This window comes from Algoriella sp., from assembly GCF_036647415.1.
In the GTDB taxonomy this organism is placed as follows: Bacteria; Bacteroidota; Bacteroidia; order Flavobacteriales; family Weeksellaceae; genus Empedobacter.
This window is the reverse complement of sequence record NZ_JAVXKG010000011.1, coordinates 11,860-30,283: the sequence shown is the minus strand read 5'-3', so window position 1 is coordinate 30,283 and position 18,424 is coordinate 11,860. Positions and strand designations below refer to the sequence as shown.

Here is an 18,424-nt window from a genome sequence, read left to right as displayed (position 1 = left end):
ATGTTTATCCATATTACAGATTCTGAAACAGGTAATAATAAAGGAAGTTGTGGACTATTGGTTAAATATTTAGAAAAAGAAAATAACCTATCAGAACAAAAGAAAGACCTTGAATATTGGTTTAATCATCAAAATAAAACAATTTCCCCTCAAGAAGTTCGTGTAAATATTGACCATAATATTGCCAAATTAAGTCGTAATGATGCAAAGTTTTTTCTCATTAATATTAGCCCAAGCGAGCAAGAAATTATGCATTTAAAAGAGCGTTTTGGAAATAAAGGTACAGAAGAAAAGTTAAAAGAATATGCTAATAATATCATGGATGCTTACGCTCAAAACTTCAAACGAAATGGAATTGAAAATGCGAAAGATTTACTGTGGTATGGAAAATTAGAACATCATCGCTATTACCATCATACAGATGAAGAAGTAAAACAAGGATTAGCTAAAGTAGGAGAATCTAAAGCTGGTGAGCAAATGCATATTCAGATTATTGTCAGTCGAAAGGATCGTACAAATAAAATCAAGCTTAGTCCAATGAATACCTCACGAGGCAAAAATAAAAGTCATTCTGTTAAATTGGGACAATTTGATCGAGTAGCCTTTAAAGAATCAGGCGAACTCATTTTTGATAAAATGTTTGAATTTAATCGTTCATTAGAAGATTCACTGCACTACAAACTTATTATGAAAAATGGCAATGCAGAACAAAAAAGAACAGTTCATTTATTCAATCAACTTGAAAATAAATTAAATGATTCAGACAGACAAACTATTTTCGATACAACAAAAGACATTTACAGAAATAACACAATTGATTTTGAGAAAATAATAAACACCCTAAAAATATCAATTGGACTAATTAACCTTCTATTTACAAATAATCTTCAAGAAAATGAGAATATAGAAGAGCAATCAGTTCAAAATAAAAAGAAGAAAAGGAGGAGGCGTACTCCAAGGTTATAAAATTTATACAATTATGGCAGTATCCAAAAAACTGTGTAAACATAAAATAAAGTGGGTTTGTATAATTCACCTTATTTATTTTATTAAATTCATAAAATACAGTTTATTATGAAAAAATATCTAGCACAATTCATTCAAAAACAAAGTCATTTAGAAGGGATCAAAACCCAAGAAGACCTAAGTATATTATTAAAGGAATTACATTCTGATTTATTAGAATCTATACTACAAGGCGAACTTGAAGCGCATTTAGGTTATTCCAAAAATGAGAAGAGTGATAATCCAAATGCACGTAATGGCACTACTTCAAAACGTTTAAAAGCGAATATGGAGAATCTACGATAGAAGCTCCGCGAGATCGTGAAGGGAGTTTTGAACCAATTATTGTCCCTAAACATCAATCCAAATCAATTTCCGTTGAAAATATGGTGATTTAGCTTTATGCAAAAGGTCTGAGCGTTTCAGATATTGAACAAGAACTTCACGAATTATACGGTTACAAACTCTCTACATCAGCGATATCCATCATTACTGATAAAGTGAATGGTCAAGTGTTAGATTAGCAAAATCGCCTCTTAGAATCGGTTTATTGTATTGTTTGTTTGGATGGATGGTATTATGTTTAAGGTTCGTCAAGGCGGAAAAGTATTCAATAAATCGATTTATTTAGCTGTTGGCTTATAAACCGTGAAGGACACAAGGAAATACTTGGAATTTGGCTTAGAGAGAACGAATCTACTGCTTTTTGGCAAGGCGTAATGACCGATTTGAAAGCACGAAGTGTAGAAGATATTTTGGTTACTGTAACCGATAATTTGAACGGATTTACAGAGGCAATTAACAATATTTTTCCCTAAGCTAACACACAAATTTGTGAGGTTCACTAGATTCGAAATTCAGATCGATATGTGGTTTGGAAAGATAAAAAAGAGTTTACCTAAGATATGAAATTGATTTACAATGCAACAAATAGGGAGATGTCAGCTAATGAGTTAGACCAATTTGTCGAAAAATGGAATCAAAAATATCCCTACGCGATACAATCTTGGAGAAACAATTATCTCATGTAATTTAATTTTTTATTTGTATTCGATGAATCTTCGATTAGGGACGAATTGACTGTGTTTTTTGACTTTCCAATTGAAATCAGAAAAATTATTTACACCACCAATCTTATCGAAAATTTGAATGGAAAAATACACAAATACACCAAAAAAAAGAAGGTATTCCCAACGGGCAAAGCCTTGAAAAAGGCTGTATATCTATCATTAATACAAATTTCTAAAAAGTCGGCAGAGTCAATTCATAATTGAGGGAAAATTCTAAATCAATTTTTAACTATATTTGAAAAAAGGGTTCAACTATAAAAAGTCAAACCCATCTGAAATATCTTTACACAAAATTATGGTCAGTGTCTTTTTTGATTTATTTTTTTCTTTTATAGACATTTTCTATTTCCCTTTTTGAAACACATGTAGAGCTTTTTTTTTAAATCCCGAAGAAAATATTTTTAAATCTAAAAGTATATAGTTCCTCGACATTACTTATTTTACCGTTTCGTTTACCTTTTTTATTACTTACATTTAAATAATGTAATTTGGTTTTAAAAATTATATATTTTACACAATATCTGTCCTTTAATAATAATTGAAAATAATCCGATTAACCGTCTTATTTAAACACCTACTGTGCAACCTCTCAATTCGTTTTCGTAGAGCTGAACAACACTTGGTGTTGTACAACTAATATTAGTTCACTACAATATCTTTATTACTGAGTGCCACAGGGAAAGTAATAACGCTTGCAAAGCGAATGTCTTTTAGATAACAGATATAAGTCTACGAATAATATTTATACTTTTTCTTTTCACATTGATTTAGCTTAATATTTTCCTCATTCTTTCAGGTAACCATCGAAGTCCTCTCAATTCCTTAGTTATCAAATATCAGCTTCTTCCTACTTTCATTTTATTGAAATAAAACTTAAAACCTTTTGTTTATAATGTCTGCTGAGTGGTAATATGGTTTTGCCTTTTAAAACAATATTAGTTTCGTTAATAGACTCTACATGATTGCTATTCAGTAAGTATGATTTATGAATTTGAATAAAAAACTCAGGGAAATGAATGCTCAGTTTTTTTAAACTTTTTCTTAATACAATTTTCCTGTTTGATTTGTAAATTGTAGAATAGTTACCTTCAGCCTGAATATAAAGTATATTATTAAGATTTATAAAATGAATTTTTCCAGAATCTTCAATGGTTACCGAAGATTGATTTATTATACTAAAAGCCAGCTCCAATTGAGAATAAAGCGTTATTTTGGTGACAGGCTTCATAATATAGCCTAAAGGTTTTGTCTCTAGTGCTTTATTAAGAGTATCCTTATCTCCGTATGAGGTGAGATAGACAAAAGGAATATTTAAGGCTTTAAGATGTTTTGAAACTTCAATACCATTAATATTACCAGCTCCTAAATTGATATCTAATAAAGCCAGACTAATTTTCTGATTATATTTTTTAAGATTTTTAATTTCGGATATTTCGCTTACGATTCCAGTAACTTCATATCCTAATTCTTCCAGAGATATTGATACAGATGCCGCTATAATCATTTCATCTTCAATAATTAATATTTTTTTTTCATTGAATTATAAATTAAATACCAATTGTGTTGAGAAGAATTTTTTGTTTAATTTATAATGTTTTAATTCCCCTTTTAGCTGAATGGTTAAGATTTCGATAAGATATAGCCCTGTGGTTTTGGTTTCTTTATTTTTGAGTATCGGTTGATATCCACTGCCAGTATCATTTATTGTTAATATTATTTTGTTTTTGTTTTTACTTAATGTTATAAGGATCTGATCATCTTCTGAATGAAGCGCATATTTTATACTATTGGTTAATAGCTCATTTACGATAAGTATTAAAGGAATAGCTTTAGATATTTCCATTTCTACAGACTCTGCACGAAGAGAAATATATTGTGCTAGATGCACGGGAATTAATTCTTCCTTGGTTTTCTGTATCACATCTTGTAATACCGATTGGATGTTAATGCTGCTATAATTATTAACCTGATAGATGTATTTATGAATTGTAGAAATACTATGGATTCTATTCTCTATTTCTGTTAGTTTGTTTTTCAATAACTCATTATCCGTTTTACTTGTTTCTATTTTCATTATTCCGGCAAGCATCATTAAGTTGTTCTTCACTCTATGGTTATTTTCTTTCATAAGAACTTCATTGTAACTGAGTGAATCTCTTAATTGTTTATTATTTCTACTCAAAAGATTACTTTTAATAGAGATTAACTTTTTTTTGGTATAAAGTATGACGAGAAGTCGGACAATAATTATAGAAAACAATATAAAAAGAATTATTAATGCAATTAATATATTATTGGTTTTATTCTTTTCATTTATCAGTGCACTGATATTTGCTATTTTAATTTCATTTTGTCTATTGTCATATTTTTTTTCCAGTATAGCAATCTGACGTATGTTGTAGATGCTATCCATCCTTTTAGTGGTTAGTGATAGACTATCAGCATATAATAGTGCCATTTTATAATTATTTTTATATGAATAGAATTCTTTTAAACATTTATATAAGTCAATGCGATTAATATCTTCTTTGGAGCTTGAAAGGATTTTTATGGCTTCATGAAAATTTTTTTCATACAAATCGACTATTTTATGATCTTTATAGATCCTTGCAAGAGATCCCCGTAAGCTGGCTGCAACATATTTGTTGTTAATACTATCATGATATCTAATTGATTTTTTCTGATAATAAATTTTTTCATTAAAATCCGTTGATAAATAAGCATTTAAAAAATAAGCAGATGCAACTTCACCGGATTTATATTGAAGAGCCTTTTTTGCATAATATTTAGCCGAATCTTTTTTATTGGTCATCACCCTATAGTATGATGACATTCTTACATTCCAAAGTTGGAGAATATCTTCTTCTGTAGTTTTTGAGATATTAGCTTGGCATTGTTTCAGGCTAATTATCGTGTTCTTTTTGTCACTAATTTTTTCATATAATTTGGCATTCAGGAGATGAATCCTAGCTTTTTCATTAGACTTTAAGTTTCCATTTTTAAGAAGCTTGATAGATAGGGTAAGAGCATATTCGTTATTATTGCAAATTTCTTGAGCACGCAAATATTGTATATAAAGTCTGATGTTGTTTTTAAATTTTATTGGAGGTAGAATTTTTATTACTTCCTTGCATTGGTCTAATCTTAATAAGGAATCTGTTTTTGAAAATAAATTATCATTCTTTACCTGCGAAAAACACGAAAATGAAAAACAAATTAAAGATATAAAAGTCCATATTGTCCTTGAACAGAGATGAGTTACTTTCATTTTATTATACATTCTTTTATTTAACAAACTAACTAGTAACTATATAAGAAGAATCTTTTTTTTAAAATACCCTGTGCTCCAAATGTATTACCGCCGCCAACAAAAACGTCTACTCTATAAGTATAAGTACCCGCTTCAAGAATATCGTGATTCACAACCTTCATTGTAGTGCTTCCTGTCATATAAGCAGATGTTATAATATTCGCGTCAGTGCTTTGAAAGACATTTCCTCCTCCTGTAGTATCGTTAGTAGTTCCAATAAAATCAGCTGCTCCTATACTATTTACAGCAAGACTCCAACCTTCTTTCCAGGTACCATCTCCCCTAAGAAAGGTTGTAGCTGTTGCGCCAGCCGGTAGCTTTGCAATCGTTACTGCCTGGTCTGCTAAATCTACTGTAGAAATAGCTCCATCTAGTATTTTAGCAGAAATTACAGCATTATTTGAGATTGTTGTTTGATTACTATTGGTTACAGCTGTCACATCTCCATTTAGCGCTCCTCTTTCAAATATATTTGCACTTGAGAGTGTTACAGAGGCTGAGCCAGTGTAATTTTGTCCAGTAATTTTCACCCATTTAACACCATTATGATAATAATAATCAACTTTTGTAATATCTATAGTGTCACCACTAATATTTGTACCAGTTACCGGCGCTGTGACATAAATTAATGTTCCTTGTTGCTTGCTATCATAAAGATTGTTTTTTAAGAACAGTTCATTTCCTGTTATTTGAGGATCTATAATTCCATCTACATTAGTAAGATCGCCTGCCGATGCGGTAATGTCTAATGTTGCTTGCGGATTTTCTGTATTAATGCCGAAATGACTAAAAGCAGTACTGGAAAAAGAAACTACCACAATAATAAAATGTTTCTTCATTTTTAATTTTCCTGCAATAATAACATTATTTTGATTCTAAAAAAAAACATGTGGATGAAGTTCAAAATCATGATGACGAAATACATAAACTGCTTCATCGGATTTATATGCTGTTTATGGGAGTTTTTGATTTAGTGATCTTTTTATTGTCCATTAGTACTAAAGTGAAAAGATCTATTCTCCGTATCGCTTTGGTAATTACCAGTTTTTACTCTTATTATGCTTTTGGAGACAAAAGAAACTTGTATACTGTCGTTAGACTTTAGTCGATTAGGATTCGGAGCCACCTCTGTGGAGGCTTCTACAGAAAACCATTCTAAAAATAACAATTAGTTTACTAATGTTAAAGTAGAGTTATCTTGAAGATATATAAAGGGTTAATTTACATAATTAACCCTTTTTTTTGAATTATATATGAAGTTTTCATGTTACTCCATTGTAATGGCTGTGATATGAACACGATCAGAATTTTTACTTCCAAAAGTAACAGTTACGAAATTCTCTGCATCCCCGCCGCTTTGGTAACCACCAACACCCTCTATTAAAATAGTGTAATCTGTGTCAGGTTCTGCTATAAACGATGCGTTCAAATTATTAGTGTAAAGTAACCCCCTATTCTGAGCTCCTTCAATTGGAACTATATTTTCAGTTAAATTTAAACTACCTACTCTTAATGCTGTTCCTACCCAGGAATTTCTATTATTATTACTTAAATTATAAGATATTGTAGTACTTATCTGAAGAATAGTACGTTTTGAAAATCTAGGTAGTGTTATGCTTAATAAAGGCTTTTTTGTTCCATTAGTTCTTTCTATTAACATGTCTTGTGATGATAACGCATCAGTATTTGGTGCGTATGCATAGGTAACCGTTGACTTTGGTTGTTCCCAACTTACTCCCGTACTGTTAGATATTAATATAGATCCGTCTGCCCCTTTTTGAATTTTTGAAGGAGTCACTGCTTTGTCTGCTAAATCTACTGTAGAAACGGTGCCATCTACAATCTTTGTAGTATTTACTGAGTGGTCTGCTAATTTTAAAGCCGTTACTGCTTGGTCTGCTAAATCTACTGTAGAAATGGTGCCATCAATAATCTTTGTAGTATTTACTGAGTGGTCTGCTAAATCTACTGTAGAAACGGTACCATCGATAATCTTTGTAGTATTTACTGAGTTGTCTGCTAATTTGATAGCCGTTACCGATTGGTCTGCTAATTTTAAAGCCGATACTGCTTGGTCTGCTAAATCTGCTGTAGAAACGGTGCCATCGATAATCTTTGTAGTATTTACTGAGTGGTCTGCTAATTTTAAAGCCGTTACTGCTTGGTCTGCTAAATCTACTGTAGAAATGGTGCCATCAATAATCTTTGTAGTATTTACTGAGTGGTCTGCTAAATCTACTGTAGAAACGGTACCATCGATAATCTTTGTAGTATTTACTGAGTTGTCTGCTAATTTGATAGCCGTTACCGATTGGTCTGCTAATTTTAAAGCCGATACTGCTTGGTCTGCTAAATCTGCTGTAGTAATCTCGCCATCGATAATCTTTGTAGTATTTACTGAGTTGTCTGCTAATTTTAAAGCCGATACTGCTTGGTCTGCTAAATCTACTGTAGAAATGGTGCCATCAATAATCTTTGTAGTATTTACTGAGTGGTCTGCTAAATCTACTGTAGAAACGGTACCATCGATAATCTTTGTAGTATTTACTGAGTTGTCTGCTAATTTGATAGCCGTTACCGATTGGTCTGCTAATTTTAAAGCCGATACTGCTTGGTCTGCTAAATCTGCTGTAGAAACGGTGCCATCTACAATCTTTGTAGTATTTACTGAATGGTCTGCTAATTTTAAAGCCGTTACTGCTTGGTCTGCTAAATCTGCTGTAGTAATCTCGCCATCTACAATCTTTGTAGTGTTTACTGAGTTATCTGCTAATTTGATAGCCGTAACTGCCTGGTCTGCTAAATCTGCTGTAGTAATCTCGCCATCGATAATCTTTGTAGTGTTTACTGAGTTATCTGCTAATTTTATAGCCGTAACTGTTTGGTCTTCTAAATCTACTGTAGCAATAGTTCCATCGATAATCTTTGTACTGTTTACTGAGTTGTCTGCTAAATCTACTGTAGCAATAGTTCCATCGACAATCTTTGTAGTATTTACTGAGTTGTCTGCTAATTTGAAATCCGTAACTGCCTGGTCTGCTAAATCTACTGTAGTAACAGCTCCATCGATAATCTTTGTAGTATTTACTGAGTTATCTGCTAATTTGAAAGCTGTAACTGCCTGGTCTGCTAAATCTACTGTAGAAATAGTTCCATCTAAAATTTTTTCAGAGATTATCGCATTATTTGAGATTGTTGTTTGGTTACTATTGGCTGCAGCTGTCACATCTCCAGTTAGTGCAGCTCTTTCGAATGTGTTTGTACTTGAGAGCGCTACAGAGGCTGAGCTGGTGTAATTTTGTCCATTGATTTTCACCCATTTAACACCATTGTAATAATAATATCCAACTTCTGTAATATCTATAGTGTCTCCACTAAGATTTACATCAGTTGCTGGTGCTGTAACATAAATTAATGTTCCTTGTTGCTTGCTACCATAAAGGTTATTTTTTAAGAACAGTTCATTTCCTGTTATTCGAGGAGCTATAATTCCATCTACTCTAGTAAGGTCGCCTGCCGATGCCGTAACGTCTAATGTTGCTTGCGGATTTTCTGTATTAATGCCGACCTGACTAAAAGCAGTACCGGAAAAAAAAATTACCACAATAATAAAATGTTTCTTCATTTACTAATTTTCCTGCAAAGGAAAATTATTTTGAATTTCAAAAAAAAAACATGTGGATGAAGTTCAAAATAATGATGACAAAATGCATAAACTGCTTCATCAGATTTATACTTCTTTTAAGACAAAATAACTTTTCTTTCTAATCTTTCTATTCTGCCTACTCCAAACAAATAATATTGAGATATCCAGATAACCCGATCGCGCAAATTTGCAATATGTGCTTAAAAAGTTCATTAAAAAATATTTTTTTAGAGAATATGAGGGAAATAATACTTGGTAGTGTTTCAGATGTGCAATTATTCAGTAATAATTTGACTACAAGTAATTTAATAATAAAATAATCAAGCCCGATAACGGACATTAATCCATTATCGGGTATTTTTATGCCTTTAAAATAACTAAAATCAATTGATCTGAAAACCTTGTGTATCAAATGTGTTGGTAGCAACTTTTCGCATAAATTACATCCTACAATATATGGCAAAACCAACCTTTACTATTGAAAATCAAACAAAAATATGTTCCAATTGTTCTACTAAATTAATCAAATATGGTAGAACTAAGAATGGCAAACAACGTTATAAATGTAAATCTTGTAACCAAACCACTGTAGAAATTTATACATACAACGCCTATCTTTCAACAATCAATTCAACTATTATTCACTTAACTAAAGAAGGTTTAGGAGTAAGAATTACAGCTCGATATTTACAAATTTCAACGATTACTTTACTCAAACAGTTTCTACAAATTACTTCAAAAATAACACCATCTAAATTCAAAGAAGAAGACAAAGAATTTCAAGTAGATGAGCTCAAAACCTTTCGTAAAAAAAAGATTAAAACCACTTTGGATTACCTACACATTCTCACTTCGAACTAGACAAATTCATGTCTTTCATTTTGGTTATAGAACAATAGAACTTTTCAAAAAACTACTTATATCTATTATCAAAAGTAATCCAACGAAAACTTACACTGATAAACTCAATACCTATCTATTAGTTATTCCTTCAGAGCTTCATTCAACCAGATTTCGTTCCACGAATCATACCGAACGAAATCATTTAAATTTACGCACTCATCTTTAAAAAAAAACAATTTTTTACACTAAAAATACAGATACTTTAACCATCTATTTTTGTAGTTGAATATTTTTAAATAATACCTAACTTAAATATTATTATTGACTTAAGAAACTAAAAAGAGCTAATTTCCAAATTTAAAAATGTAGATTAATTTTAAAACCTTTTGAATTGGAACTTGTGCAAAAATGTCAAAAACGACATCAAATGTTCGACAGAAGTACCTTTCAGCCCCCAACGACAAATGGCACCTTTGGAAGACAAAGAGTGCCATTTTTTGTTATTGAAAGTTTGAGTTTTTTAATTCATCTTCACCCACTAAACACAATCTGACTTAACATTTTTTCAGATCAATTATTTTTATCATTTGGTCAAGTCATTTCTTTTTTAATATATTAGATTTTCCAATCAAAAATCAGAACTAAAAATTTACCCATAAAAGTAAAAATCAAACTCACTTTACAGATAGTACAACACATACAAAAAAAGAGTATATATTTTATTAAGCCTAATTATTTAAATAAATTGTAGTTTAAAAAGACACCAAATCGATTCTTAATTTCTACTTCTTCGGAGTTTAAATTTGATTTTATAGGTTGATAATATTCAATTCCATAATTAAAACGATTACTTTTACCCTCAATTCCTAATTTTATAAATTTAGCATCACCTTTTGATTTTGGAATTTTTTCATTAAATTGTTGATTAGCATAATAAAGTTCATTCTGGAAACCAATTTTGCCTAATAATTCAATGTTTTTATAAACAAATAAATGCTGAATTTGAATCAATTGATTCCATTGATTTCCAAATTTATATTGCTTTTTATTTTCTCCTTTCAAATTATAATCTGTCACAAATTGAACCGAAGAATTAGAATAAATTAATTGATAATTTAATGCAAATTGGGTGTCCCAACTTCCGGTTCCTAATTGAAAACTTGGGTTAGTTGTTTCTGTGTTTTGTTGATTAAATTTAGCTATAGGAATTTTAACTCCAATAGCTGTTGATAAGGATTGTTTGATAGATTGTTCTATTTCTTTTGGTTGAATAATTTTAACAATTCCCATCACGTTTAAATCTCCAATTCCCGAAATTGATGTTCTATTTAGACCATTATTCTCATGAAAATGATAAGGTAAACTTACGCTGATATCAATCTTTTTATGAATAGGAATTCTTGTCCATAATTGAATGGTATTGAAACTTTGTTTTTGAGAAAGTTGATTGGAAAAAGTATTTTCTTTGGCTTTGTAGAATTGATGAAAATAACGAACACCAATAAAGTTAGATGCTATCAAATTTTCGATTCCGTTTGATGCCGAAGTTGCAGCGCATCCACAAGCGTCACAATCTAGCTCGGTATCTATAAAGTATAATGGTAGAATTGAGTCATTATTAGATTTTGCCCAACCAAATGTTGAGAAAAATAGAAATAGGATGAAGTTGAAATATCTTGTTAACATAATTTTTAATTGAACTCTGCAAAAGCAGGATTAGTAATAAATTTTTGATCAGTCAATGTTTTTAGAAAAGTAATAATTGCTTTCTTTTCATTTTCGGTCATCGGAATTCCAATTCTATCATTTTGTTTTAAAACCGGATCAAGATTTTTTTGATTCTCTACATTTTGTTCATAAAAATTGAGAACAGCTTCTAAACTATAAAATCGACCATCGTGCATATATGGTTTTGTTAATTCAATATTGCGTAAACTTGGAACACGAAATTTCATAAAATCGATAGAGTCTAAAGTCACCCGAAAACGCCCGCCATCTTTGTATTGTGCATCATAATATTGTCCAGTATTTCGAAAAGATTCGTCGGTAAATAACACACCATTGTGACAAGAAGAACATTTTTTCTGAAATAAATTCATTCCATATTTTTCCTCATCTGTTAAATTTCCTTCCTTTTTTAGATAAGAATCGTAGCGCGAATTTGAAGAAATCATTGCTGCCATAAATTGTCCAAGTGCATTCAAAATTCGTTCACCATTTATGTTTTCATCTCCAAAAACACTTTTAAATAAAGAACGATAATTAATGTCATTTTTGAGCTTAGAAACAATTTCTTCAATCGAAGAATCCATTTCATCTTCATTAGAAATTGGCGAGATAGATTGTTGTGCCAAATCATGAATTACACCGTCCCACATAAAGCGATTTAGAAACGCTAGATTCTGAATCGAAGGTGCATTTCGAATACCTAAGCGATCGTCAATTCCATGACTAATATTGTGTCCGTGATGTGTAAAAGCATTTTCTTGAATATGACAAAATCCACACGAAATAGTATTGTTACGGGATAGACGACCATCGTAAAATAATTTTCGTCCCAATTCAATTCCATTTTTAGAAAGCGGATAGCGAATTGTATCAAAAGTTAGCGAAGGAAAATATGACGGATATTTTAACTCATATTTTTCATTAATAGGAATTCCCTTGTCAATATCATCGTTTGTGCAACTTATAAAATTGAGTGTAAAACAGACTAATAAAACAATATTTTTCATTTTTTTCTTTTAAAAAGGTTATATCTAAAGGTGTTTAGATATAACCTTTGGTTGATGATAATTAGTTCGATTGATTGTTGTGAACGTGATCTACTCTAAACATTTTTATTAGATTATCTGTTACATTTATAAGATGTTGCGAAGAGCCCATTGAGTTTTCGGTACTTGTATTTAAAGTCAATTTTTTTTCGCCGCTCAAAAATTGATTTAAATCTGCCATAATATGAATTGCAGGTTTTATTTTTGAGGTTACACGAGCCGTATTTGGTAAATTTAGAGTGATTTCTCGGTATAAATCTGCCGTATTATTTGCAATAACATTTCCCATATTTCCGGTGTGATTTTTATACGGATTTGTAGCTTCGGTTGTTCCATATAAACCTTCTAGTTTTACAAAAACATAACCAGCAGCCCACGACCATGTCATACCGTTTTCTTTGGCTTTATCCCAAAATTGAGCTTGTCCGTCATGACCCAATAAATACGCATTTTGATGAGTTCCTAAACCAAATTTTATTTTTATATACTTATTTTGAGGAACATCTTTTAGATCAACATAAATTATATTTGCAACAGCTTTTTCTTGATCAATAATAAATGCCCCTTTGTCTGCATTATTTTTATGATAAACATATTCGTTTCCCGCTTCATCAATTAATGTGATGTTACTAATTATATATTTTAGTGTTGTAAAATTATATTTCTGACCATTTGCAGAAGTTTGCGTAGTTTTATGAAGTACAATTCCCCCAAGATTTTCGAAACCATTCTCAAATTTTAGCTGAATATTTCCTGCTTTTCCTGTGTCAATTGTAGAAAAATCATCATCGTTAGTTGTGCATGACGTAAAAATTGTAAGGGTTATAAGAAGTATAGAAGTGTATATTTTATTAAATTTTTTCATTTTATTAATTGTTTGTTTTTTAAGCATAATGAGTTTTTTCGAATAAATATTCAGTTTATTCAAACAATTATTTTTAGTGTAAAAAACTAAACAATAGGCGGTTTTAACAGTGAAATTTTCCACTGAAAAAAGTAATTATTTATCCAAAAAGTGAATTGTTTTTTCACAATAGATTTACATTGTTCGTGTGTAAAAAAATCAATTTCATCGGCAATAAAAACATCACCAAACTGAATGTTTTTTTGAATATTTGATGAATGTTGATGATCTTCTACTTGATTTAATTGTTTTGCTAAAAAACATTTTCCGTTACACATTATCTCAGGTTTATCGAGATTAATACACAACGTTTCCTTAATCTTTTCCTGAAAAGTGAAATAGATTGTAAAAGGAATTAATGTACGAAAAGCAAGTGAAAAAAATAATGTAAAAATAAGTGCGTTATAACATTTCGTGTAAATTATTTTCAGCACAAAAGATTAAGCATAGATGATACATAAATTAAAAAATTAACTAAAGTATATCGCTTTAATTGGTGGTTGAATTATTTTTTGTAAATAAAATAGAGAAGAATAATCTAAAAAAGTATCTTTTATTTGATTTTTGTTTTTAGAAAAAGTAGTTGAAGAAACTTCTAAAACTTTGGTTTCAACAAATAAATCTAAGCTTTTAAAAGCAGTTGGTAATTTATCTTTTGATTGTTGCTCTTTTGCACTTTTCGAAATTTCGTCTTTTAAATAACAAATACCATTACATGTAAGTTCTGGTCGATTACGATTAATACAAAGTTCGGTTACAATTTTTTCATAATTTACGACATAATCTATTACTGCAAAAAGTGGTCTACAGCTTATAATTACAACGGTTATTATGAATAAAATATTTTTCAGACTTTTTTTTGTAAAAGTAGAAAGTCTTTGCGTGTAGAACAATGAAAAATATCAGCGAATCATTCAAAACCTTTATTTGAGTGTTAAACGTTATTTTAAAACTGAAGGTAATATTTCAAATGTGTTAGTATATATTTTTAATATAAATTAACCCAGTTAATATATAATCAAATAAATAAATTTGATACTTTTTATTTATTAAAACAAATTATACCATTTAAAAGCTAGGAAGATCCATTTTTAAAATACTAAAACATTGTAAATTACTTTTTAAAAATCTTAAAATTAAATCTCACTCAAAAATATCAAAAAAGACATCAAATGTTCAACAGAAGTACCTTTAAGTCCGCAAAGACAAATGGTACCTTTGGAAGACAAAGAGGCCATTTTTTTTTAATCAATATTTGGTTTAATAAACTATTAGTTTTCTTTATAATTAACTTATAACGGTTTAAAATTTATTATCCTAAAAGAGCATATTTATGAGATGAAGATTCGAAAATAACGAGAAATTATCATGATAAAAAGGAGCTGTTTCTAACTCCTTAATAATGTTTTTTTTGTATTTTCTTTATTTTAATTTTATATGATTTTTTTCCTTTATGAAAACTTATTAAAGTAATTACTTTTTATCAATTATCTAATCAGGTCTTCAAAGAATCATGATTCATTGCTGATTTATAGGCAAACCGTTATTTAACAATACTTCGATAACCGTTCAATTTAATTGAACAATGACAACTATACAGTTTATAAATAATAACTTATTTTAGTAATAAATATCTAAATCAATTAAGTTTATAACTTATTGTATGTTTTCTGAAATTTTGAAATTTAATATCTTGTTAATCAAATTATTGACTACTTTTTTCTGAATTATTTTTTTAAGTTAAATAACATTTGATTCTTATTTGTCCCCTTTGATGTCTCCCTAATAATTATTTTGTAAAGGTTAATTTTTGTGATTTTGTATTTACTCTTCTACTCATCATATTATAAAAAATAAAAATAATATATGAGAAAATTTTACTTCTTAATACTCTTCTTTATTGTATGGAGTAATGTATGGTCACAAAATTTACCATCCCATTTATATGCATCAGAAAACACCACAATTGTTTATGAAGGAATTCATGGTTCAAAAAGGATGTCTGAGGATGGAAACCTCGGAAATCTTGATGTAGGATATCAAGGAATTTATGGTGTACCTGTAGAGGGTCAAGTATTACTAAAGTTTAAATTACCAGTAGTTCCAGAAGGGTACGAAGTAGAAACTGCACTGCTTTATTTCCCCATAAAAGGTGGTGTTATTCAAGGAGCAGCTAGCTTTTCATTGAAAGCTTCATCTAGCTTGAACCACAACTGGACTCAAAATGAAGTGTCTAATGCTACTTTACCAACTCCTATAGCCGGATCTACAATCGCTAGGTCTGTAGCTATGAATGCCCCAACTACAAAGCCTGTTATTGGGCCTTATGATTTTACAAGTTATGTTTCCAATGAAATTTACAAGTCTAATCCTCATGCAACATTTATCTTCTCAGCATTTTCTGCTGAACAAGCAGAAGCTGCGAAGATCTTACATAATGAACATTATGTTAAAACAACTGAAACACATTTAGGTGGAACTGAGCGTCCTTATCTAGTAATTACCTATACTGAGGTGACCGAAATTGAAATAACAGGCGTAACGAATGGAAGTTTTTATAGAAATAACGTAACGCCTCATTTTAATGTTGGAACAGCAACTTTGAATGGAGCTCCTTACATTAATGGTACAACTGTTACAAATGAAGGTACATATACACTAACGGTAACTAATGGAAATAAAATACAAACTATTCAATTTACAATAGACAAAACGCGACCTACTGCAAATATTGTAATAAATAATGGGAGCTCCTTCACGAATCATGAATATGTAGATGTAAGGATTACACCAGATTTAGGCGTTAATGATATTGTTAGTATGCGGTATTCAGTAAATGAGTCTCCTATATCAACGACTCAAGCATACCAGTCACCATTTTCAGTTGGGGTAGGATCTGAAAATGGTGAGAAATCGATTAGAGTTGAATTAATAGATGCAGCGGGTAATATATCTCCGCTATATTCTTGGGATTTTGCATTAAATACCACAATACCTACAGGAAATTTAACGATTAATAACGGTGCTCTGTATACAACGGATCGAGCGGTAAATCTACTTATTGTACCTACTGCAGGTTCTAATGAAATTGTTAGTATGAGATTTTCGAATGATAATATTTATTGGTCTTCATTAGAAAGCTATAACCCGAGAAAAACATATACATTGTCGTCAGGGGATGGAAACAAAACAGTTTATGTGCAGCTTCTTGATCGTTTTGGCAACGTTGGCGTCTTGCAAAGCAGCATTTTTTTGGATATGACCCCTCCTAAAGCTTCGGTTCTCATTAATAATGGAGGTCAATACACGAATAATACGAATGTAGCTATTGAAATAACTCCGGATATAGGCGTAAACGATATCACATATATTAGATACACAATTAATGGCTTGCCACCAACAACGATTGCATATACAAACAGTTTTAGGATTAATGTAGGAAGCACGAATGGAGAGAAAGAGATTACCATTACGCTATTTGATGCTGCATGGCACTCCTCTACAATATATAGCGCAACCGTAACACTAGATACTTTACCTCCAACTGCTACAATTACTACTTCAAAAACTTCATTAAAAATAGGAGATGTTTCAACTGTTACTATAACATTTAGTGAAGCCGTAACTGGTTTTGATGATGGAGATCTTAAAGCTGAAAACGGTACTTTAAGTGGAGTATTAAGTACTGATGGAGGAATAACATGGACAGCAACATTTACACCAGATCCTGGCATTACAAATACAACAAATGTTATTACATTAGATAATACAGGAGTTACAGATTTAGCAGGTAACTCAGGAGTTGCAACAACAGATTCTAATAATTATGCAATAGATACACAACAACCAAATTCTCCATCAAATTTTCAAGCCATAGGAAAAGATAGAAAAGTTGAATTATCATGGGATAAAAATCAAGAAACTGACTTTAAACAGTATAATTTGTATAAAATAATCGATAGTGTTAAAAGTTTATTATCAACTTTACCTAAAGGGCGCTTGAGTTATATTGACCCAAATCTAACCAATGGAGAAACGTACAATTATGTGTTAGTAGCAGAAGATAATATTGGTAATTTAAGTTCGGAAACAACAATTTCTGCAAAAGCGATAGGTGAACAAAAAATTTCATTTTCTCCTTTATCTGATATAGATTATGGAGATATAATAAGCCTTGGAGCAACAGCATCTTCAGAATTAGAGGTTTCTTATTCTTCATCAGATTCTACGATAGCAGAAGTGTATCAAGATATAAATGATCAAAATAAATGGAAATTAAAAGCAAAGAAAGTTGGTTTAGTAGTTATTACAGCAAATCAAAGTGGATCTTCTAATTATTTACCAGCTATTTCTATTTCGCAAAATATTAATATCAATGTTGCACAGCTAAAAGTTACGGCAAATGCACAAAATAAAGTTTACGGAACCTTAGATCCAAGTTTAACTTTTGCTGTTACGGGGTTCAAAAATAATGATCAAGAAGCAAATGTATTATCAGGAAGTTTAGTTCGTGATGCAGGAGAAAATGTAGGAGCTTATTTAATTGGTAAAGGAAGTTTAGTTGCAAATAGTAATTATAAAATTGATTTTAAAACGGATAGTTTAACAATTACAAAAGCATCACTTTCAGGAATTACATTCAATTCATCAAGTTTTGTTTACGATGGAACTTCAAAAATAATTGAAATTTCAGGGAATTTACCTAAAGGAACATCAGTAACTTATGCTGGAAATAATCAAACAGAAACAGGCGTTCATCAAGTAATTGCAACAATAGATGGAGGTACGAATTATGTCGATCAAACATTAAATGCAGATTTAACAATTACAAAAGCATCACTTTCAGGAATTACATTCAATTCATCAAGTTTT

The 18,424-nt window shown here is 30.5% G+C and carries 13 protein-coding genes and 1 pseudogene; 5 read left to right on the top strand and 9 right to left on the bottom strand.

The features are described 5' to 3' along the window. Positions 1-966 carry a DUF5712 family protein gene (locus tag RSC72_RS06550; RefSeq protein ID WP_332543712.1) on the top strand — a complete coding sequence of 322 codons (966 nt, stop codon included), beginning with the start codon at positions 1-3 and terminating at the stop codon, positions 964-966. A gap of 108 nt (positions 967-1,074) precedes the next feature. Next, a pseudogene (locus RSC72_RS15835) lies at positions 1,075-2,279 on the top strand (IS256 family transposase). Between the two features lie 649 nt (positions 2,280-2,928). Here the strand turns inward: RSC72_RS15835 and RSC72_RS06530 are convergent. From RSC72_RS06530 to RSC72_RS06515, 4 genes are all read right to left on the bottom strand, one after another. Then, positions 2,929-3,591, bottom strand: a complete 663-nt coding sequence (locus RSC72_RS06530; protein ID WP_332578456.1) for a LytR/AlgR family response regulator transcription factor — start codon at positions 3,589-3,591, stop codon at positions 2,929-2,931. Between the two features lie 24 nt (positions 3,592-3,615). Next, positions 3,616-5,343 carry a sensor histidine kinase gene (locus RSC72_RS06525; RefSeq protein ID WP_332578452.1) on the bottom strand — a complete coding sequence of 576 codons (1,728 nt, stop codon included), beginning with the start codon at positions 5,341-5,343 and terminating at the stop codon, positions 3,616-3,618. 32 nt (positions 5,344-5,375) lie between these two features. After that, positions 5,376-6,224, bottom strand: a complete 849-nt coding sequence (locus tag RSC72_RS06520; protein WP_332543715.1) for a hypothetical protein — start codon at positions 6,222-6,224, stop codon at positions 5,376-5,378. Positions 6,225-6,652: 428 nt separating this feature from the next. Continuing rightward, positions 6,653-9,010: a beta strand repeat-containing protein gene (locus tag RSC72_RS06515; protein ID WP_332578451.1), complete on the bottom strand. Its 2,358-nt coding sequence runs from the start codon at positions 9,008-9,010 to the stop codon at positions 6,653-6,655. Positions 9,011-9,487: 477 nt separating this feature from the next. Here RSC72_RS06515 and RSC72_RS06510 point away from each other — a divergent pair, with 477 nt between their 5' ends. Together RSC72_RS06510 and RSC72_RS15830 are read left to right on the top strand one after the other, a co-directional pair. Then, positions 9,488-9,892, top strand: a complete 405-nt coding sequence (locus RSC72_RS06510) for a transposase-like zinc-binding domain-containing protein (protein WP_332543717.1) — start codon at positions 9,488-9,490, stop codon at positions 9,890-9,892. Further along, positions 9,819-10,100, top strand: a complete 282-nt coding sequence (locus RSC72_RS15830; RefSeq protein ID WP_442879132.1) for an IS1 family transposase — start codon at positions 9,819-9,821, stop codon at positions 10,098-10,100. The genes RSC72_RS06510 and RSC72_RS15830 overlap by 74 nt, the downstream gene beginning before the upstream one ends. 506 nt (positions 10,101-10,606) lie before the next feature. Here RSC72_RS15830 and RSC72_RS06505 read toward each other — a convergent pair. The 5 genes from RSC72_RS06505 to RSC72_RS06485 form a co-directional block, all read right to left on the bottom strand. Beyond that, positions 10,607-11,560 (bottom strand): hypothetical protein, encoded by a 954-nt coding sequence (locus tag RSC72_RS06505; RefSeq protein WP_332543718.1) that lies wholly within the window; start codon positions 11,558-11,560, stop codon positions 10,607-10,609. A 5-nt stretch (positions 11,561-11,565) separates the two neighbouring features. After that, the gene (locus RSC72_RS06500; protein WP_332543719.1) at positions 11,566-12,609 is read right to left on the bottom strand and encodes a cytochrome-c peroxidase; all 1,044 of its coding nucleotides are present in this window, start codon (positions 12,607-12,609) and stop codon (positions 11,566-11,568) included. Positions 12,610-12,670: 61 nt separating this feature from the next. Further along, positions 12,671-13,513: an MbnP family protein gene (locus RSC72_RS06495; protein ID WP_332543720.1), complete on the bottom strand. Its 843-nt coding sequence runs from the start codon at positions 13,511-13,513 to the stop codon at positions 12,671-12,673. Between the two features lie 86 nt (positions 13,514-13,599). Beyond that, positions 13,600-13,830: a hypothetical protein gene (locus RSC72_RS06490; protein ID WP_332543721.1), complete on the bottom strand. Its 231-nt coding sequence runs from the start codon at positions 13,828-13,830 to the stop codon at positions 13,600-13,602. Between the two features lie 192 nt (positions 13,831-14,022). Further along, positions 14,023-14,445 (bottom strand): hypothetical protein, encoded by a 423-nt coding sequence (locus tag RSC72_RS06485; protein WP_332543722.1) that lies wholly within the window; start codon positions 14,443-14,445, stop codon positions 14,023-14,025. Between the two features lie 973 nt (positions 14,446-15,418). Here RSC72_RS06485 and RSC72_RS06480 point away from each other — a divergent pair. Beyond that, positions 15,419-18,424 (top strand): Ig-like domain-containing protein (locus tag RSC72_RS06480; protein ID WP_332543723.1); only part of this gene is annotated, 3,006 nt, incomplete at its 3' end.

Excerpts from the sequence above, each read along its gene's own strand:
- RSC72_RS06505 (WP_332543718.1), bottom strand. The coding sequence starts at position 11,560 with ATGTTAACAAGATATTTCAACTTCATCCTATTTCTATTTTTCTCAACA.
- RSC72_RS06515 (WP_332578451.1), bottom strand. The coding sequence starts at position 9,010 with ATGAAGAAACATTTTATTATTGTGGTAATTTTTTTTTCCGGTACTGCT.
- RSC72_RS06525 (WP_332578452.1), bottom strand. The coding sequence starts at position 5,343 with ATGAAAGTAACTCATCTCTGTTCAAGGACAATATGGACTTTTATATCT.
- RSC72_RS06520 (WP_332543715.1), bottom strand. The coding sequence starts at position 6,224 with ATGAAGAAACATTTTATTATTGTGGTAGTTTCTTTTTCCAGTACTGCT.
- RSC72_RS06490 (WP_332543721.1), bottom strand. The coding sequence starts at position 13,830 with ATGTGTAACGGAAAATGTTTTTTAGCAAAACAATTAAATCAAGTAGAA.
- RSC72_RS06495 (WP_332543720.1), bottom strand. The coding sequence starts at position 13,513 with ATGAAAAAATTTAATAAAATATACACTTCTATACTTCTTATAACCCTT.
- RSC72_RS15830 (WP_442879132.1), top strand. The coding sequence starts at position 9,819 with ATGAGCTCAAAACCTTTCGTAAAAAAAAGATTAAAACCACTTTGGATT.
- RSC72_RS06510 (WP_332543717.1), top strand. The coding sequence starts at position 9,488 with ATGGCAAAACCAACCTTTACTATTGAAAATCAAACAAAAATATGTTCC.
- RSC72_RS06550 (WP_332543712.1), top strand. The coding sequence starts at position 1 with ATGTTTATCCATATTACAGATTCTGAAACAGGTAATAATAAAGGAAGT.
- RSC72_RS06500 (WP_332543719.1), bottom strand. The coding sequence starts at position 12,609 with ATGAAAAATATTGTTTTATTAGTCTGTTTTACACTCAATTTTATAAGT.